Origin of the sequence: Halalkalibacter kiskunsagensis, from assembly GCF_037027555.1 — a bacterium.
In the GTDB taxonomy this organism is placed as follows: domain Bacteria; phylum Bacillota; class Bacilli; order Bacillales; family Bacillaceae_D; genus Halalkalibacter; species Halalkalibacter kiskunsagensis.
On record NZ_JAXBLX010000040.1, the window covers coordinates 17,450 to 41,800 of the forward strand.

Sequence of the window (24,351 nt, forward strand, 5' to 3'; positions counted from 1 at the left end):
AATTCTCTCCTTAATTCATTTTTTATATTTGTGAGACTTATGTTTCCACGGCATCATAACTCTACCTAGGATAACAACAACTAAAAATAAGAGGCAGCTTAATAGTGAAATTATCACAATAACAACGAAGACTTTGTCTGTTGCAAACGAGCTTTGAGCTTTTATTAAATAAATTCCTAACCCAGAACTTGCACCAACCCACTCTGAAATAACAGCTGCTAACACACTATAAGTCGCTCCGATTCTCAACCCTGTAAATAGATTAGGAAGCGCGTGTGGGAATCGAACAGAATAAAATACCTGCCAAAATGACCCTCCCATTGACCTAACAAGCCGAATCATATCCCGATCACTTGATTGCAGCCCCTCAACTACACTAACGACAACCGGAAAAAAAGTCACTAAAGCTACGACAAGCACCTTAGGGAGGATTCCGTACCCAAACCAAATAATTAGCAAAGGTGCAATCGCAATAATAGGAATCGTTTGCGAAAATAAGAGAATTGGATAAAAACTTTTACGTAAAAACGGTGAGATATCTAATATAAAAGCCATCACTAACGCAACTGCAATCCCTAATAAAAATCCAAGCACCGCCTCTTTCGTAGTCATCCAAATATGTTCCGGTAATAGGTGCCACGTTTGAAACAACGTATGAACAATCAAACTGGGAGCTGGTAAAATCCAGTTTTCAATCTCCCAAAACCTAACAACCACTTCCCATAACACGAGAAAAATTAAAATAGCGCTGATCGCAGGTGCAGCTGAACGGACAAACTGACGTAAAGAAACCATGTTTACCTCCTTTCGCAAAAAAAAACCTACACACCACAGAGGCGTGTAGACTTACATTTCACATGTAATTCTAATAAACATCCCTCCGCTGGCATTACCCAGATCAGGTTTAAAGGGTCGATATCTTCATCGGGATATCCTCTCAGCCAGCCTCATAGCTCCCCTATTAATTTTCATAATTTTTCCTTTCAAAGCGTAACACACATTCTGAATTACAGCAATATTCCGTTCTTTCCAACTGAACAAGATTACTCGTCGTGTAATGCTTCACAGTTAACTTAAATATTCTTTCATGTGAAGTTTAATTAAGATATTCGTTGGATCTCTTCCAAGCTATTAATATGTTCCCATACTGGGGTAATTTCTGTAATAATTTCATCTTTTAAAATATGTTTTAGTTCGTTTTTCTTTTGTTTAGCTATAGTTAATTGATTAATAGTAGAAAAGAAAATGAATGATTGATTTTTAACTTGCTGACCTTCTCTAATTGTTGGGTCATGCAAGTCAAAAAACAAATCTAATAATTCGTTATAGGATACTTTCCAAGGATCAAACCATATTTCTACTAGATCTACATTGGCCCGTTTTAAATGCCCTATTTGAACATATTCAATACCACGAAAAACTGTAATAAACGCTTTTTGACTGAAAAATTCACTTGCACCAAACACTGCTTTTTCCATTATTATCGCTCCTCCTGAGCGATAAGCCTCTCATCCATTCAAAAAAACCTCTCTTTAATTTAAAGAGAGGTTAGTATGATTAAATACATTGCTCTCATCTTTCAAAGGTTAACACCTTTGCAGGAATTAGCACCGTTCAAGTCAATATTTTGACTTGATGGTTGCCGGGTTTCATAGGGCCTGTCCCTCTACCACTCTGGATAAGAAGTTTATCGCTATTTAATTTTTTATTCTTTAACAACTTTATTGATACTAATCTTATCAACCACTTAGCTAAAATTCAAGTAATATTTTAAAAATAATGATAAAAGTTGCCTTTTTGTTGGCTCTTTCTTGTTCCTAATAGTTATTTATTTTGATTGCTAAGTTATGAACTAGTAAGGTCTAAAATCCACTTTTTCAAGTCGACCATACGGAAAAAATCAGGTGTCGTTTCTGTCCCTGTAACCAGCATCGGAATCAAAGAATCATTTTTATGAAATCCTCCATGACTAGCGCCTCCCGCATGAGAAGGAGTAACTTCCCCTCTTAACTCATACCCTGGTTTTGCTGATATAACTACAAAGTCTCCTTCATGAGAATGAAGAGTGCTATGAAGCCTTTTTAGAGCATCAGGAAAATCACCGAAAGTGACATCGTTTCCCGTTATAGTTAAATCAAGAATAGAATGATCTCCCCTAATCTCCCAAGTTTGATCGAATTCATCCTTTACTTGTCCACCTTCTTTAAATTGAAAGCTTTCTTTTTTGTCACCCGCAGCAACATGAATCCATTGATCTATCTTCCAGGAGATCATATCGAGGCGTTCCTCTGTTTTCAATTTCTCGACAATCTCTGTTAGTGGTACATCGTCTGTATTTAATGAATAGATAAAACATGACCTCAAATTGTTTGCTAACACTACTTGATCTTCTTTTCGCACACCCTTACTCAATTTTGTAACCTTTAATGGCTGTAATAATTTCCTTAGGTCAACAAAGGCTTGTGATTTGTCATCCTTTATGCCCGATTGACCATTATCTCCAATCAAAATCCAAATATAATTATCAAGTGCCTCTTCCCATGTCGGAAAGGAGTCCAACATCGTCTGTAAGTTTTTATCCATTTCCTTAATCCCCTTCGTATCCATAGGTCCACGTTTATGAACGTTCTTATCATGATCAGGGAGATAGACTAGGGAAAAATCAGGAATATCATGATTATTGACTAAATGAGTAAATTCTTGAGCGGAGAATTTATTATTAAAACCATATTTATGCCAAACACTGCTGTATTTCCCATTAGGATCCAGCCTAGATAAGCGACCATAGACATACTTTGTGGCAGTCTGCGTTTCAATATGCTTATCAATAGTAACGAAGAACCGGATAAAACTAGGAATGGTTAATTGGTGCGGAACGTTCCCTCTGTTTACAAGCGGATTGATAGAAGCAGTTTTTTTCCCTTGCTCGTTTAACTCCTCATGAATTGTTTTCACTTTTGTATTTAAATGTTCATTATTTAATCGGTAAAGAGTATCTTTCAAGCATTTACTAAGTCCAAGTTTCATTTGATCAATTAGGTGCGTCCCATAATTAATGATCCTATTTTCTTTTTCGCTATACCATGTAAGCGCAGGGATTCCATGTTGATCTGAATAATGTCCTGTGAGCAATGTGCTTTCCACATTTACTGACATTGTAGGGAAAGGAGCAACAACGCTTGAATAATATGTCCCATGTTCCATAAAGTATGTAAAAGCAGGTAAGGTTTCCTCTTTTAACGCAAGCTGTAACGGTTTATCCATCAATGTATCAAGCATTACCATAATAACTGGTTTATTGGAAGTAGTAATGTAAGTCACCCCTTTCATCCTTATTAAAATTTCACTTAAGAAACCCACTGTTCATTTTTTAGTATGCAAAAATAATAATAAATTATGAAGGAAAATATCAATTCACTACGTGCTAACTTCCCTCTCATTTCCGTGTCCTACATGTTTCTTATTACAAAGGGAATAATATGCTTCGACAGTATAAAGGGGGACTAGTTAATGGACTACAAACTATTTAGAGAGGTCAATCAGTTGGCAGGAAGAAATTCTTTATTAGATATACTAATGATATTTTTTTCAAACAAGGTTCGCTATATATTTATATTTGTTTTAATTCTAATGTTGTTTCAAAATTCACACAGAAAAGTGGCACTATCTGCAATTAAATCTGCAGTATTTACCTTGTTCATCAATAGGTTGATTAGGCTGGTGTATTTTAAACCCCGCCCTTTTGTGAAACACCGTGTAGGCATTCTTATTCCTTCAAAGACAGACTCTTCTTTTCCAAGTAAACATACACTGCTTGTGTTTGCTATAGCTACTTCGATTTTTCTACGGGAACGTATTCTCGGGTCGATCATGTTGGGGCTATCCATGTTAACGGGGTTTTCACGCATTTGGGTAGGACATCATTTTCCATCTGATATAATCGGAAGTGCCTTCATTAGTATCGTCACAAGTATCTTCACTGATAAAGCTTCTAACCGGTTCGCTTCAAAATATAACCCCTTAAAATAATAGGATTTCACTTTATAGTTATGAGGAGCACATATTCCCTGGCTTCTTTTAACTATTTTTCTACGCTATCTAAAAACAGTTATTGGGAAATATCCCTTCCCTGTATAGAAAACATCTTTTTATAGATATGAGAGATTTGTAGCAAAATCCCCTTGCAGCAAATATCACTAACTAACATATGATATCGTAATTTCATAATAAGTGGGTGAATGTATGTATTATTATCGCCAAGATTGGTCTTCTGTTATAGAGCTTTTAGACCAAAGTTTATACGCAGAAAAAATGGTTTGTTCAATGAGTACACAATTATTTCACATTCCAACTACACAAAACCTAAAAGGAAATCCCGAAATGCATGAGCACCTTGTTCCCGCTTCTTACCACCGAGTAACAGCGGTAGGTTCTGCACAACGATTACAAAATGGTGAATATCATGATTCAATTATTAATACGTTGATTTCATGTGTCAACAGTGCGCTTAGAGAAGATCAAGAAGTAATGAGATGGTTACACGTCATGAGAGACAACGCCCCTAATGAATTTAAACCCTTTATTCAAAACGTTATTAGTTGGCAACAACAAACTGAACAAAGTATGTCTTCTGCTCAACAGCTTTTAAGACAAATGGGATTTGATATTCAAAATCAAAACCAATATAGTCAATATGCTTATTAGAAGAAGATACATCTACTATTCAAGGTTAAATAAAAGCAATGGATGTTGCTTGAATTTATGACTTCCAACTAGCAATTATTGTAGGTGAAATTGATGGGATTGTTGCCGTTAGTGGGAACATCTATTTCTATAAATTGGAATATAGTACGATTACCCCTTTGACTTTTTTAAGGTGCCTGGCAACATCCTGTCTCACCCTTTTGTCTTCTAAAGAGATGATCGTTGTCACGGCTCTTAGTCTTAGAAGATTCTCGTGCCTTAAGCAATCTATTTATGCACACAATAACAACTCAGCCCGACAGAACGCTGGGCTGAGTTTCTCACTTTTTTTACACGGCTTTATCTGTTCGCAAACCCGCACCCGTTCCTTTTTTAGCTCTTTGAATCAAGACTGCAATGATAGCTAGACCAATAGCAACTACATCCATATAGACGTTTGAATTGATCAAGGTTAATGATGCAACTAACAACAGACCTCGAACGATCCAGTTTGTGCTAGCACCTGCAAACCATCCTTGAACCAATGCAGCTAAGAAGTAAATTCCAAACGATGCTGTAAGAACCGCTAGAGCGATACTTCCAGTTGAGCCAATCATCATGATTTCAGGGCTATAGATAAACATGAACGGGACGATAAACGCAGCAATCCCTAACTGAAACGCGGTGACACCGGTTTTAAATGGATCGGTGCCTGCAACACCTGCTGCAGCGTAGGCTGCTAGGGCAACTGGCGGCGTAATCGCTGACATTACTGCATAGTAGAAGACAAACATATGAGCAGATAATGGCTCAAGTCCCATTTGAATAAGGCCTGGAGCAACAACGGAAGCGGCAACTGCATATGCTGCTGTTGTTGGCATTCCCATCCCTAAGATAATCGAGATTAACATCGCAAAGAATAAAGCAAGAAGCATGTTGTTATCAGCAATACCTAGTAACATTGAGCTGAAACGCTGACCTACCCCTGTTAATGCAATCACTCCTACGATAATACCAGCACACGCACAAACAGCAAGTAACTGAATCGTATTTTTCATACCGAGTTCAAGCGCTTGTAACACTTTCTTCAAGCCCATTCGAGTACTTGGCTGAACCCAGCTTACTAGTAAACAAGCAAGGATCGCTACTGTACCCGAGCGAATAACAGAGAAGCCCATCAATAGCGCTCCAATTAAGATAATAATCGGAATGAACAAGTAAGCTTGCTTCATAATCCCTTTCAATGGTGGTAATTCACTCCGCTTTAACCCTCTCATATTGTTTTTGATCGCTTGAAAATCAACCATAAAGTAAACAGATAAGAAGTAAAGCAATGCCGGGATCGTAGCAGCAATAATAATCTCCGAATATTTTATTCCTGTAACCTCAGCCATAATAAAGGCACCGGCACCCATAATGGGAATCATAATTTGCCCCCCTGCAGATGCCGTTGCTTCAGTCGCGGCAGCAAATTGACCTTTATAACCAACACGTCTCATCAACGGAATTGTTAGGGAACCCGTTGCCACAGCATTACCCGCAGACGTCCCGTTCATCATACCCATTAACCCACTAGAGATAACAGAAACTTTTGCTGGTCCCCCTCGCATTCCCCCTGCTAGTGAGAAGGCAAAGTCGATAAAGTAACGACCTACACCAGACATTTGTAAGAATGCACCGAAGACAATGAAGAGCAAAATATATTTCGAAGATACGTCTAACGTAACACCAAAAATTCCATTATCCTTAAAAATATATGTGACAAAACGATCGAAGCTGTAGCCTCTATGATTTAAAATACCAGGTAAATAAGGACCGATAAATGCATATAAAGAGAAAACACTAGCGAGTATTGGGAGTGTCCAGCCGCTTGTACGGCGAGTTAACTCCAATACAACGATGAACCCTAGTATCGCAACGATCGTATCATGCGTTTGTGGCACTGTACCAAAACGACTTAATACCGCATTCAGGTTTGTATAAATATAAAATGTCACATAAAGGATCGACGCAATTAGTAGCCAGTCAAAAATCGTAACTTTGTTTGAGTTTGTTTTCCAACCTTTAAATAGAATGAACCCTAATACTGCCCCAAAAGCTAAGTGAATACTTCTAAAAATCATTGGGTCAATTGGGTGAAAATTTAAGATATATAGATGAAATAATGCCCCAAATACGGCAATCGACATAAACGTATATTTCAGCCATCCAGATAATAACCTCATATTCGAACCTTCAACCGCTTCTTCAAGCTCTTTTGCTTTATCATCGCTGACAATTGATTTAACTTCTTCCTTTTTAAGTTTATTGTTGTTTTTGTCTTTGCTCAAAGGAATAACCCCCCCCATTTATATTTCTACCTTTAAAAGAATTCCTCCCATAATGCAGAATCATTTTATTCAAAAAAGCAGCTTGTTCTTTTTGATACCTTTTGGAATATCATTTTGATTAAAGAGGAGACTCAGAGGGGTCTGACCCCTTTGAGCCACTCCTTAATTATTCGTTTTGGTACTCAGCTGGGTAAACAGTTTCTGGTAAATCAATACCGATTTCTTCGTAATACTTAATTGCACCAGGGTGTAATGGAACTACTTCGTTAAGCAAGATTGCTTCCTCAACTGCTTCTTTTGCCGATGAATGCGTCGTAACTAAAAGATCATTATTTTCGTGATAAGATTTTACTAGATCATAGACAAAGTCAATGTTCATTGTTTTGTGAACGATACCGAAGTTAAATTGAGCGATTGTCTCAATATCATCATGCTCAATATTTTCATATGTTCCTGCTTCAATTGTGTAAGGTGTAAAGAATGGGAAGTTCTCAATTACTTGATCACGTTGCTCCCCGTCAATACCAAACAAATTGATATCACGTAATGCTGCTACCTCTTGTACAGCTGGAATTGGAAGACCTGCAGCGAAACCTATAACGTCAAGTTGACCATCTTGTTGTTGACTGGTCATATCACCAGCACCTGCGTAAACAGGTGAAGCATTTAATCCAAGAAGTTCATGAATTTGGGGTAAGTACGTACCTGAAGTACCACCCATAGGACCTACTCCTGTACGACCAATCCCTTTTTCTGCCATATCATCAAGAGACGCAACACCACTTGATTCTAAAGCCCACCAGTGAAACGGCGTATAATACATTGGGAATACAACACGGATATCATCATGCGGATTTCCCTCAAACTCAGTACCAACACCATTAATCGCTTCGTATCCTGGTCCAGTTGTAATCATCCCAAGGTCTTGGTCTCCAGCTTCAATTAAACGAATGTTATCAACCGGTCCACCTGTCACCTCAACATTTGCTGTAACGCCAAGCTTACTTTCAAGTAGATGACCTAGTCCGCCGCCGTAAATATAGTACACTCCACCTTGTGATGCTGTACCAATGACAACAGTTGATGGTGCATCCTGATATTCAACAGTTTCGCCTGCATCACCAACTGAACCAGAGTCATCGTTACCTGCTGGTGCACTTGATTCACTACCTCCACATGCCGTAACAAACACTAATCCGAAGCTTGCAATCGCTGTCAACATTGAGCGCCTAAAAAATTTTTTCATTGCTTGTTCCCCCTTATAATGTTTTTCTAACTATTCAGATTATAAAGCGCTTTCATAGGCTTGTCTGGATTTGAACTTAATATTCTTTTTGGTCTTTTTGGTCTCGGAACTAAGAATATCAGCAATGCTTTTGTAAAAGGGGGTACCATACCCCCAATGCAAAAAGAGCAAAAGTCTAATCAAGACTTTTACTCCTTTGATCTATATTTCAATAATTTCCTTCCCAATGTCCTGAGAATGTTTTTGATAAACTGGTTTTAATTTTTCTCTCCACATATGTTTTTCTTCTTCGGTTAAATAATCAATTGGGATGCTGTTGGCTTATTAACAATCGTAATACCAAATTCAATGTAAAAAGCCGTAATGATTCCAATAATTAAAAACGACATAATTACAATGAATCCTTTCATACTCCCTTCACAATCCTTTCAACTGATACATTTGAATTGGACGACCAATAGCACCATAAGTTAGGTCCATTTCTACTTTTCCAATCGATTCTAAATAATTCAAATACCTTCTAGCCGTCACTCTCGCCAGTCCAACATTGTTGCCTATTTCTTCTGCTGACTTAGATTCTTTCATTTTGCTTAAATAGTTATAGATTTGATTTAGCGTCTGCTCTTGCAGTCCTTTTGGTAAATCAGCTGAGGGTTTTTGCTCATTGTTTTTAGGTGATGACAAAACTGCATCTAATTTATCTTGAGACATCAGCCCGTCTTGATTCAGTTGTCTATAGACATCTTTATATTGTTGAAACGCTTGCTTCAAACGTTCAAAAGTAAAAGGCTTTACGATATAATCGATCACTCCATGTCGCAATAACGTTTTAACCGTCGTTGTATCATTTGCCGCTGTAATAGCAATGATATCAACATCTATTTTCTCTTGCCGCAACTCTTGAATTAAGGAGAGTCCATCTTGGTCAGGCATATAAATATCCAATAAGACGAGATCAGGCTTAAGATGTTCAATTTGCTTTTTTCCCTCTAATCCTGTTGAAGCAGCGCCAACGACTAAGAATCCGTCTATTTGCTCAATGAACATCCGATTCACTTGTTGAACCATTGGATCATCTTCAACAAGTAAAACATGAATAGACTCAATTAGTTTTTTACCCACTTGTCTCCTCAACCCCTCTCATCATTGGCAATGTAATGATACACTCTGTCCGTTATTCCACACCGCTATTAATGTCAATATATATTCTAGTGGCTCTTGTCCTTCTTCTAATTGAATTAATCAACCTATCGTAGTTTATTCGAATATTCATGATTTTTGACGCGCAATGACTCCACAAAAGCTTGTACCCCCATTAGCTCCTAGGCTAATCGATTTACCTCTATTCGGTCTTGGAAAATAGGCACTTCACCAACTGTTTTATCCCCCCTACTGTAATTGGAATTCGATTACTTAAAACCGCTTTCTGTCCTTTCAACTAATACACGCGCTAACTCTTCAGGCTCCATTTCAAATGTTTGGCTTTTAATATGGGTAGCTAAAAGCCAAACTCTCCATACTCCAAAAAGCGCGGTAATGATAGCGGTTACAAATATGGTATTTACATTTAAAAGGTACCCTATTAATATAATGCCAGTAATAAATAAAATATAGCAATTTATTATAGGAATCGACTTATTCTATAAATAATAGTAGATTTACTTTACCGTAATAATTTTTTTAAGAAGTTTAATCTATCTTGCGCATTATCCACCGTTAAGATGTCAATTCCACTATCAATTATCTTTTCGGTACTGTCTCCTTTAATTGCTTTCTGTGCTTGTACTACGCTTAGATATCCCATATCATAAGGATTCTGCGCTATAGTGGCGTCTACCTTTCCTACTCCAACAAATTCGGTCATTTCTATTATCCCATCTGTACCGATAATTGGGATTTTTACACCTTCTTTCTCTAGCGTTCCTAATACCTCTAGAGCTAATCGATCAGAAGTAGCAATTACCCCTTTAATATTTGGATAGGACTGCAAAATGCTTCCCATCACTGGTGTTGGATTTGCCAAATCGTCATACCCTGATCTTTCTGCAACAACCTTTACTCCGATATTCTCCAACATCTTTTTTGCCCCTTTTGTTCGATCAATCATAGCTTGATCATCCGCTAGCCCAAAAATGATAGCCACTTGATCTCCTGGCTACAGCATTGAACCCAACACCTTACCTGCCATTTCACCCAATGCATAGTGGTCCGGTCCGATAAAGGCGGTTTTATCTTCCCATTCAATGTCCCTAGACACAAGAAGCACAGGAATATTTTTTTTCTTATATTCCATCAATACAGGAATAGTAACCTCTTCGTCAATAGGAGCTACAATTAGCGCATCTGGTTGTTGATTAAGAACCTCTTTTAACATGTTAGGCTTATTACTAATAGGAAAGAACGATTCAGGAGCTATTACTTTACCATCTAATTTAAAATCTTGTAAGGCTTTTTTGGCCCCTGACTCAAATATTTTCCAATACTCAATATCCAATCTTTGTGCAACGATTATAATATTAGGCTTATCCTGTTCCTTAAGAAACCAAACTGTAAAACTTATGAAAGTCATGGTAAAAACGCAAAGGGCTAGTGGAACTATCAATTTCTTTTTCACTATACGTTTCCTCCTCATGCTTTCTTTCTATTTACTAGATCAAGGTGAAAAGTAAAATTCCTTGAAGATTGTTGTTTTCGATCATTTTCTCGTTTATTATTTCTTCCTTATCTTAGTCATTTTCAAAGAAATTTCATAGATTATGTAACTATTGTTAAAGTTTTAAACTTTAAAAAAGAATGCATTGAGAAAAACTCCTCAATGCGTTTTATTACTCATACTGTTCCAGTAAAAATTGATTGGATTCATTAAACATATAAGAATAAAGAGGTCTACCTATACCATAGGTTAATGTTTCATCAATAACACGAATCTCATTTAAAAACTTTAAATACTTTCGAATGGAAACTCTTGATATATTTGTAATTTCTGCCATTTCATCTGTCGTAAATGAAGTATTTCCTTGCTTTTTAATTGCATTAATAACGATATTTAAAGTCTTTCTAGATAATCCTTTTGGCAGAGGATTTAATGGTTCAGCCACAGCAATTTCACCCTGTTTCACTAGTAAAAGCTCGTCTAAGTCCTTCTGGTTCATCTTACTATGTTGATTTAGAGTTGCGTATTTTTCCTGGTAAGAAGTAAGTGCTTGGTGGAATCGCTCAAATTCAAATGGTTTAATTAAATAATCTACAGCTCCATGTCTTAACGCTATCTGAATTTTATCTACATTAGAGGCCGCTGTAATGAGAATAACATCTATTTTCCTTTTTTCTTTTCTTATTTTACTTAATAAAGTTAACCCGTTTTCGCCTGGCATGTAGATATCTAAAAGTACTAGATCAACTTTTTGATTATTGATGATTTTTGTCGCTTCATTTACCGAATGTACGACACCAACTAAAATGAAACCATCAATTTTTTTTAAGTATCGTTTATTAAACTCTGCTACCATCGGATCATCATCTATAATTAGAACATTAATCATTTGCCCCCTCCTCCTCTCCCTTGTAAGGAACTTGAATGATAAACTCTGTACCTTTTTCAACACTTAAGTTTAGTTGGATTGATCCTCCTAAAGTTTCGATACTTTTACCCACTAAATAGAATCCGTAACCACGATTTTCACCCTTTGTCGAATACCCCTTTTTAAAAATATGAGTAAATTGTTCCTTTTTAAGACCCGGACCTGAATCCCAGACTTTAATTAGAAGTTGATTTTTATTATAGTTTAGCTTTAACTGCAGCTTCTTTTCCTTCATTTCACTCATGGCTTCTATCGCATTATCTACTACATTTCCGATAATGGTAATTAATTCATGGGTAACATGGTCTTCGATGGGTTTTGGAATGATTGTCTCATTATCTATTTTCATCACTACCTTATTTTCCCTTGCAGTACTTAGCTTTCCCATAATAAATCCAGCAAGTACCGGATCTTTAATATTTTTGGTAACATAACTAACTTCGTTTACACGATGATCCACAATTTCATTTATAAAATCCATTAACTCATCGTAAAATCCCATTTTAACCATTCCAAGAATGACATGGAGCCGATTCATATACTCATGTGACTGGGCACGCAATGCTTCAGCATACATCCGAACACCTGTTAATTGCTCTGCTAATTGATAAACTTCCGTTTTGTCCCTAAACGTTGAAATGGCTCCAACAATTTCTTTGTTAACAATCAAAGGAGCTCGATTCGTTAAAAGGGTCACACCATTGACCATTATCTCTTCATCTTTTTCAGACTTTCCTGTTTTTAACACACGTTCCAATTTAGAAAATGAGAGATAATCGGTAAGTTTCATTCCTACTGGATTATCCGATAAGCCGATATTCGTAAATATTCGTAAAGCTGATTTATTGACTAGTGTTATTGTTGAATTTTTGTCAACTGCAATAATCCCTTCATGCACAGAATGAAGCATCGTATTTCGTTCTTCATGAATTTTAGCAATCGCACACGGCTCTAAACCAAATAAAACCTTTTTAATATATCTTGCTAGGAAAACTGCTCCTACGATACCAACTAATATCCCTACGATAGATCCAATTAAAATATTTTTATGACTTTTTTCAAGTGCTTGTTTAACATTAGTAAGAGAGATCCCAACTACAACCGCTCCTATCTGTTCACTTTCATTATAAATAGGAGTAAATGCACGTAATGACTGCTCTAGTGTCCCTTTCGATATCGAGATATGTTCTTTTCCATTTAGTACTGTTTTTTCATCCCCTCCGGCAAATTGTTTCCCAATTTTTTCTGGATCGGGATGAGATTTTCTAATTCCATTCATATCGATTACTACGACAAAAAGAACATCAGCTGCTTGTTGAATATCGACTGTATATTCTTGGATTGCACCATCATCCTCTTCTTTCTCAAGCCCATTTTTAACGATTTCAGATTTGGCAACTGTTCTTGATACAATCTTTGCTTTTTCTTCTTGGTTGTTACGAATTGATTCACTTACTGTATGACTAATTAATAAATCAGTAAAAAGCAAAGATAAAATAACGACCAAGCATACAAAGAAAATAATAACCGTACTCAGCTTATATTTTTGTTTTGACAATGAATCCACTCCTAAAAATTTCTCTGCTTATTCTTTCATTTAATGCACTACCATGAAAATAAAGTAAGTTTACCTTTATCATTCGCTCCAATCAACATCCTACCCATAATGAGCTTTAGCAGCTTCTGTAAAAGAGGTTGTTCAAAAAGGGGTGTTTTTTCACTTTTTGAACAACCTCGAAGCAATGAGCGAAGCCGCTACATGCCCTTAAGTCCGTGTGAGTGGGGTTCTCGCACGGACGCGTAGCGAGTGAAGCCATTGCCAACTTCTTGAACACGCTCTAAAATAAAAAGCCTTACCTAACAGATTATTAGGAAGGCTAAAAATAGAAAATCTCTCACTAAATATTATTTGATCTGCAGGATTCATGATGAAGCAATTTCGTTAATACCAGAAAAAAGAACCGAAATCATTTTTTCGTGTATACCTTTTAAATCGAGATAAAAATATTGCCTTCCTTTAACACCCTTCTCTCCTTATAGAATCAAAGTATGTTCAAGGCTTAATAAGCTTATACCCCTATTAAAAATTACTAAGCTTATTTAACTACTAGTAGATCCTCACTAGGTTCTTGTGCATTCAATTTCTTTCTGGCAACCCCTGTATTTATTGCTGCAGCTGCAACAGCATCTGCTACATGTTTTGCTACTCTTGGATCAAATGGATCTGGAATGACATAATCAGCGTGCAACTCTTCACTGTTAATTAGTCCAGAAATTGCATAAACCGCAGCAATTTTCATTTCTTCATTAATTTCCTTCGCATGAACATCTAAAGCACCGCGGAAAATTCCCGGGAATGCAAGGACATTATTAACTTGGTTCGGGAAATCAGAGCGTCCTGTTCCAACTACGAGTGCTCCCGCTTCTTTTGCCTCTTCTGGCATAATTTCGGGTACCGGGTTAGCCATTGCGAAAATAATTGGATCCTGATTCATCGACCGAACCATTTCTTTTGTCACTGATCCTGCCGCAGAAACCCCAACAAAAACATCAGTACCTTCTAATGCATCTGCTAGTGACCCTTGCTTTTGTTCTTTATTTGTGATGCTTGCCATTTCTTCTTTAAATTTATTCATGCCAACCGGACGATCTTTATAAATGATTCCTTTTGTATCACATAAAATAACATCTCCTACACCCATATTTAGTAACAGTTTTACAATTGCTACCCCTGCAGCACCAGCCCCATTTGCCACAATACGAATATCCTCAATGTTTTTGTTTACGAGTTTAAGAGCATTAATGAGTCCTGCTGCTGTCACAATAGCCGTTCCATGTTGGTCATCATGGAAAATAGGAATATCGCACTCTTTTCTTAAACGATCTTCAATTTCAAAGCATTGCGGTGCAGCGATATCTTCTAAGTTTACTCCGCCAAAAGTAGGCTCTAACATTTTAACGTGCTCGACAATTTTATCCGTGTCAGTCGAATTTATGCATAGAGGAAAGGCATCGACATTGGCAAATTCTTTAAATAACAATGCCTTCCCTTCCATGACCGGCATAGCTGCTTTCGGACCGATATTTCCAAGCCCAAGGACAGCGGTTCCATTTGAAACAACAGCAACAAGATTTCCCTTCATTGTGTAATCATATACTTTGCTTTCATTCTCATGAATAGCCAAACATGGCTCCGCTACACCAGGTGAATAAGCAAGACTTAAATCTTTCGCATCACGTACTTTGACTTTAGAATTGACACTAAGTTTTCCTTGATTTTCTTTATGCATCTTTAATGCTTCTTCGCGTAATGTTGACATAACTAAATCTCCCTGTCATTGTTGAATTTTTATTACAAATTAAAATGGTAATTAGCATATTACTTTGTATATCACTGATCGTATTAGATGGTAACTATGGAAATTTAGAAAGTATATATCAGGAGAAAAAAAGCGCTTTCTGTTTTTACTGCTTTATTTTTACTCCTCCTTCTTTAACAATAATTATAATGTTTCTTAGAAAACTTCATAGCTTTTGTAACTTTATTAAGTATTTTTTAACTTTAAAAATACTTTTGCTAAATACACAACGAATGTTACAGTCAAACCGCTCTAAAGAATTAACTAAAGGCCAGTTCGGGCTTTTTTTCAATTAGACCAAGTGTTTGAGCTGCCTGAGTATAAATTTCGTTTAGAAGATCTGGATTTTCCATTAATGATAAGCCATAAGAAGGAATCATTTCTTTAATTTTTGGTTCCCACTCAATCATATAATCAGGAAAGCATTTTGTTAGTACTTCAAGCATGACGTGTACGGCGGTAGAAGCACCAGGAGAAGCGCCAAGCAATGCTGCAATTGAACCATCAGCAGCACTAACAACTTCCGTACCAAATTGAAGTGTTCCCCTACCAGCTTCAGTATCTTTAATAACTTGTACACGCTGGCCTGCTACTACTAAATCCCAATCCTCGCTTTTGGCGTTTGGGATAAATTCACGTAATTCTTCCATGCGCTGTTCTTTTGATAACATAACTTGTTGGATCAGGTATTTTGTCAATGACATGTTTTTTACGCCTGCTGCCAACATCGTTACAAGATTATCCGGTTTTACGGAAGTTACTAAATCAAACATTGAACCATTGTTTAAAAACTTTGGTGAAAAGCCGGCAAACGGTCCAAATAGCAATGATTTTTTATTGTTGATAAATCGTGTATCAAGATGCGGAACAGACATTGGGGGAGCACCAACCTTAGCTTTTCCGTATACTTTTGCATGATGCTGCTCTATGACTTCAGGGTTATTACACACCATAAATAATCCACTTACCGGGAATCCTCCAATATGTTTTCCTTCTGGAATACCGGATTTTTGCAGTAAATGAATGCTTCCTCCCCCGCCTCCGACAAAGACGAACTTTGCAGTATGACGTTCAACCGAAGCGCTACCCGAATTCCGCACTTTCAATTCCCATAATCCATCACTAGTACGTTTAATGTCACTAACACTATGATTGAAGTGTGTATTGACATTTTCACTCTCTAAATGGTCAAACATCATGCGCGTTAAAGCGCCAAAATTGACATCAGTTCCAGAGTCGATTTTGGTTGCTGCTATAGGCTCATTCGATGCGCGATCTTGCATAATAAGCGGAATCCATTCCATTAGTTTTTCAGGATCATCGGAAAATTCCATCCCATGAAATAATGGGTTCTTTGATAGCGCTTCAAATCGTTTCTTTAAAAATGTTACATTTTGTTCCCCTTGAACTAAACTTATATGAGGCAATGGCATGATAAAATCATGTGGGTTTTGTTTCAGCTTGTTTACAAGATACGTCCAAAACTGCATTGAAACCTGAAATTGTTCATTAATATTTATCGCTTTGCTAATATCTATGGATCCATCCGGTTTTTCGACCGTATAGTTAAGCTCGCACAGTGCCGCATGCCCTGTGCCCGCATTATTCCATTCGTTAGAGCTTTCCTCTCCTGCGTTTGCAAGTTTTTCAAATACCTTTATTTTCCAATCTGGTGCTAATTCTTTCAGAAGTGTTCCCAAAGTTGCACTCATAATTCCAGCACCAATTAAAATAACGTCTGTTTTCGTTTCACTGTTGCTCATTTTTACCTCCCCTTTCTTATAAATGTTCTGTATGGTTTAGTGAATATAGTAACTATTTATGAAAAAGCAATGAGAGAGTCTGTTCCTTTAAAAGTTCAATTAACTAATTTAGTAATATACTATAAACCTATTTGTTTGATTTATAGTAAGCGATGCATAAGATAAAAAAAGACAACTTCACCAACAGGTGAAGTTTGTACAAAATGATGCAAAATTCATATATAAGTTGTTTAGAGTTTCCATCATAAGCTGTCATTGAACTAAATATCTCTGTAAGAGCTAAAAAGTCGGCTCCGCTTTTGTTATACTAGAGGTCCGCCCAGCTTAACAATCTCTTCTGATACACTGGTGAACTTTTTGAAGTTTTCATTGAACTTGCTGGCAAGGTCTACAGCTTTTGCTTTATAAGCTTCCTTGTCAGTCCAAGTTTTTTCTGGAATTAATACGTTATCTGAAACACCTGGAACATGAAGTGGAATTTCCAGACCGAAGATCTCGTCCTTTTCGGTTTCCACGTTGTCTAAATCTCCGTTAAGCGCTGCTCTCACCATTGCGCGAGTGTAGGAAAGATTCATCCGTTGACCTACACCATATTCTCCGCCAGTCCAGCCAGTGTTAACTAAGAATACTTTTGCATTGTGCTTTTCAATTTTTTCTCCAAGCATTTCAGCATAACGAAATGCGTTAAGCGGTAAGAATGGAGAACCAAAGCATGTAGAAAACGTTACTTCCGGAGATGTAACCCCCCGCTCTGTTCCTGCTAGCTTACTAGTATAGCCGCTTAAGAAATGGTACATGGCTTGTTCTTTAGATAACTTGCTGATTGGAGGTAAAACACCAAATGCATCAGCTGTTAAGAACACAATTGTATTTGGGTGTCCAGCAACACTTGGAAGCATGATATTATCAATTGCGTCAATTGAATATGCTGCTCGTGTATTTTCTGTTAAAGATACATCATCGTAATTTGCTAGACCAGTCTTCTTATCAATGACCACATTTTCTAGTACAGAACCGAATGTAATCGCATCAAAGATTTGAGGTTCCTTCTCCCGAGATAGATTCACGCATTTTGCATAGCAACCTCCCTCAATATTAAATACGCCGTTATCAGACCAGCCATGCTCGTCATCACCGATTAACTTACGGTTTGGATCTGCAGATAGTGTTGTCTTTCCTGTTCCGGATAAGCCAAAGAACAATGCCACATCACTTTCTTCAGATACGTTTGCAGAACAGTGCATAGGTAAAATGTCTTGTTCTGGTAACAAGTAGTTCATGATAGAGAAGATAGATTTCTTCATTTCACCTGCATACTCAGTACCGCCAATTAAAATAACACGCTTTTCAAAAGAAACAATGATGAACGTCTCAGAATTTGTACCGTCAATATCCGGATTAGCTTTGAATGTTGGAGCAGATACAATTGTAAATGGTTCATCATGATTCAAAGAATCAATCTCTGTCGGACGAATAAATAATTGATGTGCAAATAAGTTATGCCAAGCAAATTCATTTATGACTTGAATTGAAAGACGAGAGCTGTGATCAGCTCCGGCAAAGCCTTTAAATACGAAGATTTCTTCTTTTTCTTTTAAGTATTCTAAAACCTTTGTGTACAGATTATCAAAATGCTGCTCAGAAATAGGCTTGTTTACAGTACCCCAATCAATTTTATCTGCAGTAGATGCTTCCTTAACAATGAATTTATCTTTAGGAGAACGACCTGTGTATTTACCCGTTGAAACAGAAACAGCACCGGTAGAAGTTAATTTACCTTCTTTTCTCTCTATTACTTTTTCCACTAACTGCGAAACACTTAATTGAACTTGTGCATTACTGCTATTTAGTAAATCATGTAATTCGATTTGAACGTCCACAATACTCATATGTACCATCCTTTTATCTTTTTTATGAAATTTCTCGTAATCCCCGCAAATAGTACATAACATCTATTTAAATGATTCACACTATTTATAAGGATTTGTTTGTTAATTCTTCTGAAATATTGGTGCCTTAAGTTGGTAGTATTCAATCAACCACTTAAATATATTGTATATTTTTTGGGCTAACTAACTGATTTGTAACTAGCTTTACAAGATCTACTACTCGACAAGAGTAGCCCCACTCATTATCATACCAGGCAAGAACTTTTACCTTACGGGTCCCCATAACGATTGTAGATAAACCATCAATAATAGACGAATTTGGATTTGTATTGAAATCTACTGACACAAGCGGTGAATCACAGAATTGTATAATTCCCTTCATAGATCCTTGAGCCGCATTCTCGAAAGCATTATTAATTTGTTCCACTGTCACATCACTTTTTACGTCTACTACAAGGTCTACAAGCGATACATTTGGAGTCGGAACGCGTAGTGCCATTCCATGTAATTTTCCAGTTAAATGTGGTAGTACCTTTGCCAAAGCTTTAGCAGCACCGGTTGTTGTTGGAATAATAGATTGTGCACAAGCACGAGCTCTACGTAAATCTTTATGTGGATTATCAATGTTATTTTGATCATTTGTATAAGCATGTACAGTAGTCATTAAGCCATTCTCAATGCCGAATTGTTCATCTAACAGCTTGACGACTGGAGCAAGACAATTTGTTGTACAAGAGGCATTTGAGATCACATCGTGTTTTGTAATATCCAATTGATCATCATTTACACCAACTACTATCGTAACGTCTTCATTTTTACCTGGAGCGGTTAAAATGACCTTCTTTGCCCCAGCATCTAAGTGCAGACTTGCTTTTTCTTTTGCATTAAATTTTCCTGTTGCTTCAATTACAACTTCTATTCCTAGCTCTTTCCAAGGCAGCTCTTGCGGATTACGTTGATTAAGAAGCTTAACTTTCTTACCATCCACCAATAAATGATCTTGCGATACTTCTACAGTACCGTCAAACTTCCCGTGTACGGTGTCGTACTTAATAAGGTGTGCTAACGTCTCTGCCGGATAGCTCGCATTAATGGCTACGACCCGGAATGAGCCTTCTTTTATCGCTTGACGAAACACCATTCTTCCAATACGACCAAACCCGTTAATAGCAACACTAATCATATTAATAAGTCCCCCTCAATCAATTAAGTTATACTATTTAACTAAAATTCTATAAATAGTGTATCACATTAACGAAAAATTTCATCGTTTTTTTTTACTTTTTTTAATTTAATTACTCTATTAACATTCCATTCCTAAAAGTTCGTTTTACTAAAACTAAGGTATTCTAAATGTCCTTATCTTAATGATGTACGGGTACTGGTATTTTTACTACATCACGAGCAATCATAACTTCTTCATTCGTCGGAATAATCATCACTTTTACCGGAGAATGCGGATAGCTAATACATCTTTCTTCACCACGGACCTGATTAAGTGCAGGATCCCAATAAACACCCATGAATTTCAAACCACGTAATACACGTGAACGGATAATATCACTGTTTTCCCCAATTCCAGCAGTAAAAATAATAGCATCTACTCCAGACATTTGTGCTGCGTATGAACCAATATATTTATGAATTCTACTAGAGAATACTTCAAGAGCTGTTTCTGCACGATCATTTCCTTTTTCAGCAGCTTGTTCGATGTCGCGAAGATCGCTTGATAACCCTGAAATGCCTAATATTCCACTCTTTTTATTTAAAATATCTAACACTTCGATTTCTGATTGACCTGTTTTTTCCATAATGAATGGAATCAACGCTGGGTCAATATTCCCTGAGCGAGTCCCCATTGCAACACCTGCAAGTGGAGTAAAGCCCATTGAAGTATCAATCGATTTTCCACCTTCAATTGCTGCTATACTCGCTCCATTTCCTAAGTGACAAGAAATCAATCGCAATTGTTCGATCGGACGCCCTAATAATTCTGCTGCTCTTTCAGATACATATTGATGTGAGGTACCATGAAAACCATATTTACGAATTCCATAGTTTTCATAATATTCATAAGGTAAACTATATAAGAATGATCGTTCCGGCATTGTTTGATGGAATGCCGTATCAAAAACAGCTACTGCTTTTACATTTGGCAAAACTTCTTTGAAGGCTTTAACTCCAACAACATTTGCTGGGTTATGAAGTGGGGCTAAATCTGATAACTCCTCAATTTTTTGAAGTGTTTCATCTGTAAGTAAAACAGAGTTATGAAAAATCTCACCACCGTGTACAATACGATGACCGATTCCTTCAATTTCATTTATAGACTTAACAATTCCAAAATGTGTAAGCTTATTAAGAAGCATCTTAACAGCAACAGCATGGTCTGGAATGTCTATTATTTCTTTTACTTTTTCTCCGTTCACTAAAATAGTGAATACTCCCTTATCTAAACCGATTCGTTCTATTAATCCAGCTATAAGTACTTCTTCACTTGGCATTTCAAATAATTGGAACTTTAAAGAAGAGCTCCCTGCATTGATTGCTATTATTTTTGACATGATATTTACGGCTCCTTTTTGTCTAACCCATTTCGTTTTAGAAATGGGTATTTAAATGGAATGATTTAAAAAAATGAAACATTTCCATGTACTATTGAATTTCCTTAATACTAGATAAACGAATGGAGATGGCCTTTTGTTGTTCGTTTTTCACATTAACGGTCTGTTTGTAAAAATCAAGTTTATATACTCGACCTTTGCATGTTTTTAAAGATCCATTCTGAAAATAAATAATGGTAATAAAACGATTTTTGGCTAATTCTTTTAAAAACATCTATCTATCTCCTCAATCACTATCCCTTTATATAAAGAGTGGAATGATCAATCCTGCCAATAAAAGGATAATCGCTCCGCCCAGTCTTGATGCAATTTGGGCAAAAGGCATTAACTGCATTCTTTTTGATGCTGACAATACAGCTACATCACCTGTTCCTCCCATGTTTGCCATGCACAATCCAGCTGTAATAGCAGATTCAATAGGATAAAATCCGACTGCTTTTCCCAAAAGAGCAGCTCCTATCACCGCACCAAATACCACACCTGCAACAAGAAGAATATATTGTACACTCATAGCAGCTAACACCGCATTTAAATCGGTGAACGCTACACCAATTCCAAAAAGCAAAGCAAGTGTCCATGTTTTAGCAACAAATTGATACCACTGACTCGCACCTTCCACTACATTTTGTGGAATGACATTTACAATTTTAGCTATAGCCACGAGAACAATCATGATTGCATACGGGTGCAGGGGAATGATTGCCCCTAGTAAGTGACCACAAGCAAAGAATAATAAAGCTGCTAGTAAACCAATCCCCATCTTCGAAATATCAAAAGTCGACTTTTGTTGTTCCATCTTGAATCCAGGAATAAGCTGACCATTCCCCGATAATGACGGTACTTTATTTCCGAGAGTATTTAAAAGACTTGCAAAGATAATGGCAAATACATTACCAAGTGCTAAGGCAGGAACGAGCATCGAAATGTAATAACTCGGTGAGTTACCCAAGAATTCAGAGTAAACTTGTGCCATTGGAATCGCTCCTGCTCCCATTCCACCACCTAGGATCGGAAGTGTAATAACTAGAACCGCTTCTTGTATAGAGAATCCAATTAAAAATCCTACTAAAGCGGCTATAGCCATCGCCCCGAGAACGGCTCCAAAAATAGGAACAAAATACCGAACCCCAATTTTCATAAGAACTTTAGAATTCATTCCTAAAATACTTCCCGTAATTAATGCAGCAATGTAGAAATCGAGGAAACCACCTGTTGTCATAAAATCAGTGACACCGGTCGTAACCGTTTCTGGAAGAATGCCACTATAGACCATATAAGCCGATCCAAAAATCGCTACAATCGCTCCTCCACCCAAATAGGTTTTGACGATTGGTAATCTGTCACCTATCCAACCGAGTAATTCCCCAAACACAACCATCACGAGTAGGCTTCCAATCATTCCTGCAGGTAAATTGCCCGTATAAACGGTTACAATCGTTATCGTTAAAAATATAGCAAACCAAACGATGGGCAATCCTAAGATTTTCATTTCAGTTTTTTGATTTAACTCATACAGCTTTTCCTTATTCCTTATAGGCTCCGTATTTTCGAACTTTTTTGCTGTTTGTTCCATTTCTCTCACTCTCCTTCATATTTGTAGCATTAACTCGTTATTAATAAAGCCTTCTTGCTTTCCATCACTGTATTCGTAAGCGCTTCCGCAACTACTTTCGGAACTTCCTTATCAAGTGTGTTAGGAAATATCCTCTAAGTTTATTCCAGCGAAAGTTGGTTGTAGCGCTTTCATAATTGTGACAATGTCATCGACATCTTTTGTGTCACGCCAGATCGGAAAGGCATCGATTCCTGCAAAGTTTTTAAATAACATACATTTCCCTTCCATAACTCGTCACAACTGCTGCTTCACTATTAATCTCTACTACTAACTACCTCTATTTTTCCTATATGTTGACGATGTAAGCGAATCGCTTCTTCTTTTAGATAATTATGATTCATTTCATACCCCTTTCTGCTGTAATCGTTTTCAAATTAACTATCCATAGTTTATTAAATTTGGACAATTCGCGACAGTTTATGTAACTTAATAAACAATTTGTAATTAAAAAAAGCGACCTAAGGCCGCTAAAATGTCGAGTTAGTTAAGTATTTGTTTACGTATAAATATAACAGGTTTTCCTATTGCCCCATAAGTCTTTCTCTCACCAAGAACTCCGTTTTGCTTTAAATGACTTTCCAACTAACTCACTATTCGGATGAGAATAACGAACCCCATTCATATCCATCACAACGACAAAAAGAACATCGACCGATTGGCGACCTTTATTAGCATATCACTTTAATCCCTGTGTCTCTTTCCTAGCAGGAGCAAAAATAATGAATTTAGTTTATCCACTAAATTCATTATTTTTGCTGGGTTATATCATCCTTTGTTTTAATTTCCATTGACCTCTTCCGTAAAACAGAAGTTGGAGCTCGGAAGATCAGATCAAGCCAGTTTGAAAATTGATACGGAGCAATAGGCGCTGTATAATAGCTACCAAAATAATGTGAACATAATATTCATATGATTTAGAAGGTGTTTTATACGATTGAGGCTGCCCCAATGAACTCTATTTGGGGCATTAAGAAAAATAGCGAAGGAATAAATATTTTTGGGTTCAGATATAAGGGCACTTCGCCGTTGAAACCAAAAGCCAGTATATTCTTCCATCCTTGTTCTCCTTTGGTAATCTCAAACACTAGTTCAAACATAAACGAATAACAATACCGAGCTCTGACTTTTAAACTAAAATAAAAAGAAGCACATGCAAGATGATATGCTCCCTTCTATTTATTAAATACTCAACTTTCGCACACTGAAATAGGCAGGTAGACCTTGATGTAGTTAGGTAAGCCTGCAATCCATTGTTGTAGTT

The 24,351-nt window shown here is 36.9% G+C and carries 17 protein-coding genes, 2 pseudogenes and 2 riboswitches; of the genes and pseudogenes, 2 read left to right on the forward strand and 17 right to left on the reverse strand.

Annotated features, from left to right (window positions below):
* Positions 1–15 precede the first annotated feature (15 nt).
* From SLH51_RS18990 to SLH51_RS19000, 3 genes are all read right to left on the reverse strand, one after another.
* Complete coding sequence (locus tag SLH51_RS18990) at positions 16–795, reverse strand: ABC transporter permease (protein ID WP_335963051.1); 780 nt, start codon at positions 793–795, stop codon at positions 16–18.
* Positions 796–857: 62 nt separating this feature from the next.
* Positions 858–970, reverse strand: a riboswitch (TPP riboswitch).
* A gap of 130 nt (positions 971–1,100) precedes the next feature.
* Entirely contained in the window at positions 1,101–1,478 is a 378-nt protein-coding gene (locus SLH51_RS18995; RefSeq protein WP_335963052.1) for a peptide-methionine (S)-S-oxide reductase, read from the reverse strand.
* A 91-nt stretch (positions 1,479–1,569) separates the two neighbouring features.
* Positions 1,570–1,685, reverse strand: a riboswitch (SAM riboswitch).
* A 160-nt stretch (positions 1,686–1,845) separates the two neighbouring features.
* Positions 1,846–3,330: an alkaline phosphatase family protein gene (locus SLH51_RS19000; RefSeq protein WP_390184033.1), complete on the reverse strand. Its 1,485-nt coding sequence runs from the start codon at positions 3,328–3,330 to the stop codon at positions 1,846–1,848.
* A gap of 180 nt (positions 3,331–3,510) precedes the next feature.
* Here SLH51_RS19000 and SLH51_RS19005 point away from each other — a divergent pair, with 180 nt between their 5' ends.
* Both SLH51_RS19005 and SLH51_RS19010 read left to right on the forward strand, forming a co-directional pair.
* Entirely contained in the window at positions 3,511–4,029 is a 519-nt protein-coding gene (locus SLH51_RS19005; protein ID WP_335963054.1) for an undecaprenyl-diphosphatase, read from the forward strand.
* Positions 4,030–4,242: 213 nt separating this feature from the next.
* Positions 4,243–4,704, forward strand: a complete 462-nt coding sequence (locus SLH51_RS19010) for a hypothetical protein (RefSeq protein WP_335963055.1) — start codon at positions 4,243–4,245, stop codon at positions 4,702–4,704.
* A gap of 329 nt (positions 4,705–5,033) precedes the next feature.
* On the opposite strand, the gene SLH51_RS19015 is transcribed toward SLH51_RS19010, so the two are convergent.
* The 14 genes and pseudogenes from SLH51_RS19015 to SLH51_RS19080 all read right to left on the reverse strand — a co-directional run.
* Entirely contained in the window at positions 5,034–7,013 is a 1,980-nt protein-coding gene (locus tag SLH51_RS19015; RefSeq protein WP_335963057.1) for a TRAP transporter permease, read from the reverse strand.
* A gap of 166 nt (positions 7,014–7,179) precedes the next feature.
* The gene (locus SLH51_RS19020) at positions 7,180–8,259 is read right to left on the reverse strand and encodes a TAXI family TRAP transporter solute-binding subunit (RefSeq protein WP_335963058.1); all 1,080 of its coding nucleotides are present in this window, start codon (positions 8,257–8,259) and stop codon (positions 7,180–7,182) included.
* Between the two features lie 417 nt (positions 8,260–8,676).
* Entirely contained in the window at positions 8,677–9,381 is a 705-nt protein-coding gene (locus tag SLH51_RS19025; RefSeq protein WP_335963060.1) for a response regulator, read from the reverse strand.
* A gap of 541 nt (positions 9,382–9,922) precedes the next feature.
* Positions 9,923–10,891, reverse strand: a pseudogene (locus SLH51_RS19030) (sugar ABC transporter substrate-binding protein).
* A 193-nt stretch (positions 10,892–11,084) separates the two neighbouring features.
* Complete coding sequence (locus SLH51_RS19035) at positions 11,085–11,801, reverse strand: response regulator (protein ID WP_335963061.1); 717 nt, start codon at positions 11,799–11,801, stop codon at positions 11,085–11,087.
* Positions 11,794–13,398 carry a DcuS/MalK family sensor histidine kinase gene (gene dcuS / locus SLH51_RS19040; RefSeq protein ID WP_390184032.1) on the reverse strand — a complete coding sequence of 535 codons (1,605 nt, stop codon included), beginning with the start codon at positions 13,396–13,398 and terminating at the stop codon, positions 11,794–11,796. The genes SLH51_RS19035 and dcuS overlap by 8 nt, the downstream gene beginning before the upstream one ends.
* A gap of 538 nt (positions 13,399–13,936) precedes the next feature.
* Positions 13,937–15,160, reverse strand: a complete 1,224-nt coding sequence (gene ystJ, locus SLH51_RS19045; RefSeq protein WP_335963063.1) for an NADP-dependent malic enzyme — start codon at positions 15,158–15,160, stop codon at positions 13,937–13,939.
* 299 nt (positions 15,161–15,459) lie between these two features.
* Positions 15,460–16,962 carry a malate dehydrogenase (quinone) gene (gene mqo / locus SLH51_RS19050; RefSeq protein ID WP_335963064.1) on the reverse strand — a complete coding sequence of 501 codons (1,503 nt, stop codon included), beginning with the start codon at positions 16,960–16,962 and terminating at the stop codon, positions 15,460–15,462.
* 302 nt (positions 16,963–17,264) lie between these two features.
* On the reverse strand, positions 17,265–18,851 hold the full coding sequence (pckA, locus tag SLH51_RS19055; protein ID WP_335963065.1) for a phosphoenolpyruvate carboxykinase (ATP): 1,587 nt from the start codon (positions 18,849–18,851) through the stop codon (positions 17,265–17,267).
* A gap of 154 nt (positions 18,852–19,005) precedes the next feature.
* Complete coding sequence (locus tag SLH51_RS19060; RefSeq protein WP_335963066.1) at positions 19,006–20,034, reverse strand: glyceraldehyde-3-phosphate dehydrogenase; 1,029 nt, start codon at positions 20,032–20,034, stop codon at positions 19,006–19,008.
* A gap of 181 nt (positions 20,035–20,215) precedes the next feature.
* Entirely contained in the window at positions 20,216–21,415 is a 1,200-nt protein-coding gene (locus SLH51_RS19065; RefSeq protein WP_335963067.1) for an acetate kinase, read from the reverse strand.
* Between the two features lie 91 nt (positions 21,416–21,506).
* Positions 21,507–21,689 carry a YolD-like family protein gene (locus SLH51_RS19070; protein ID WP_335963068.1) on the reverse strand — a complete coding sequence of 61 codons (183 nt, stop codon included), beginning with the start codon at positions 21,687–21,689 and terminating at the stop codon, positions 21,507–21,509.
* 27 nt (positions 21,690–21,716) lie between these two features.
* Positions 21,717–23,048 (reverse strand): 2-hydroxycarboxylate transporter family protein, encoded by a 1,332-nt coding sequence (locus SLH51_RS19075; protein ID WP_335963069.1) that lies wholly within the window; start codon positions 23,046–23,048, stop codon positions 21,717–21,719.
* Positions 23,049–23,171: 123 nt separating this feature from the next.
* A pseudogene (locus SLH51_RS19080) lies at positions 23,172–23,321 on the reverse strand (NAD-dependent malic enzyme); the annotation flags it as partial.
* Positions 23,322–24,351: the final 1,030 nt, after the last annotated feature.

Excerpts from the sequence above, each read along its gene's own strand:
- SLH51_RS19065 (WP_335963067.1), bottom strand. The coding sequence starts at position 21,415 with ATGTCAAAAATAATAGCAATCAATGCAGGGAGCTCTTCTTTAAAGTTC.
- SLH51_RS19070 (WP_335963068.1), bottom strand. The coding sequence starts at position 21,689 with ATGTTTTTAAAAGAATTAGCCAAAAATCGTTTTATTACCATTATTTAT.
- SLH51_RS19075 (WP_335963069.1), bottom strand. The coding sequence starts at position 23,048 with ATGGAACAAACAGCAAAAAAGTTCGAAAATACGGAGCCTATAAGGAAT.
- SLH51_RS19020 (WP_335963058.1), bottom strand. The coding sequence starts at position 8,259 with ATGAAAAAATTTTTTAGGCGCTCAATGTTGACAGCGATTGCAAGCTTC.
- SLH51_RS18990 (WP_335963051.1), bottom strand. The coding sequence starts at position 795 with ATGGTTTCTTTACGTCAGTTTGTCCGTTCAGCTGCACCTGCGATCAGC.
- ystJ (WP_335963063.1), bottom strand. The coding sequence starts at position 15,160 with ATGTCAACATTACGCGAAGAAGCATTAAAGATGCATAAAGAAAATCAA.
- SLH51_RS19060 (WP_335963066.1), bottom strand. The coding sequence starts at position 20,034 with ATGATTAGTGTTGCTATTAACGGGTTTGGTCGTATTGGAAGAATGGTG.
- pckA (WP_335963065.1), bottom strand. The coding sequence starts at position 18,851 with ATGAGTATTGTGGACGTTCAAATCGAATTACATGATTTACTAAATAGC.
- SLH51_RS18995 (WP_335963052.1), bottom strand. The coding sequence starts at position 1,478 with ATGGAAAAAGCAGTGTTTGGTGCAAGTGAATTTTTCAGTCAAAAAGCG.
- SLH51_RS19035 (WP_335963061.1), bottom strand. The coding sequence starts at position 11,801 with ATGATTAATGTTCTAATTATAGATGATGATCCGATGGTAGCAGAGTTT.
- SLH51_RS19005 (WP_335963054.1), top strand. The coding sequence starts at position 3,511 with ATGGACTACAAACTATTTAGAGAGGTCAATCAGTTGGCAGGAAGAAAT.
- mqo (WP_335963064.1), bottom strand. The coding sequence starts at position 16,962 with ATGAGCAACAGTGAAACGAAAACAGACGTTATTTTAATTGGTGCTGGA.
- SLH51_RS19010 (WP_335963055.1), top strand. The coding sequence starts at position 4,243 with ATGTATTATTATCGCCAAGATTGGTCTTCTGTTATAGAGCTTTTAGAC.
- SLH51_RS19000 (WP_390184033.1), bottom strand. The coding sequence starts at position 3,330 with ATGAAAGGGGTGACTTACATTACTACTTCCAATAAACCAGTTATTATG.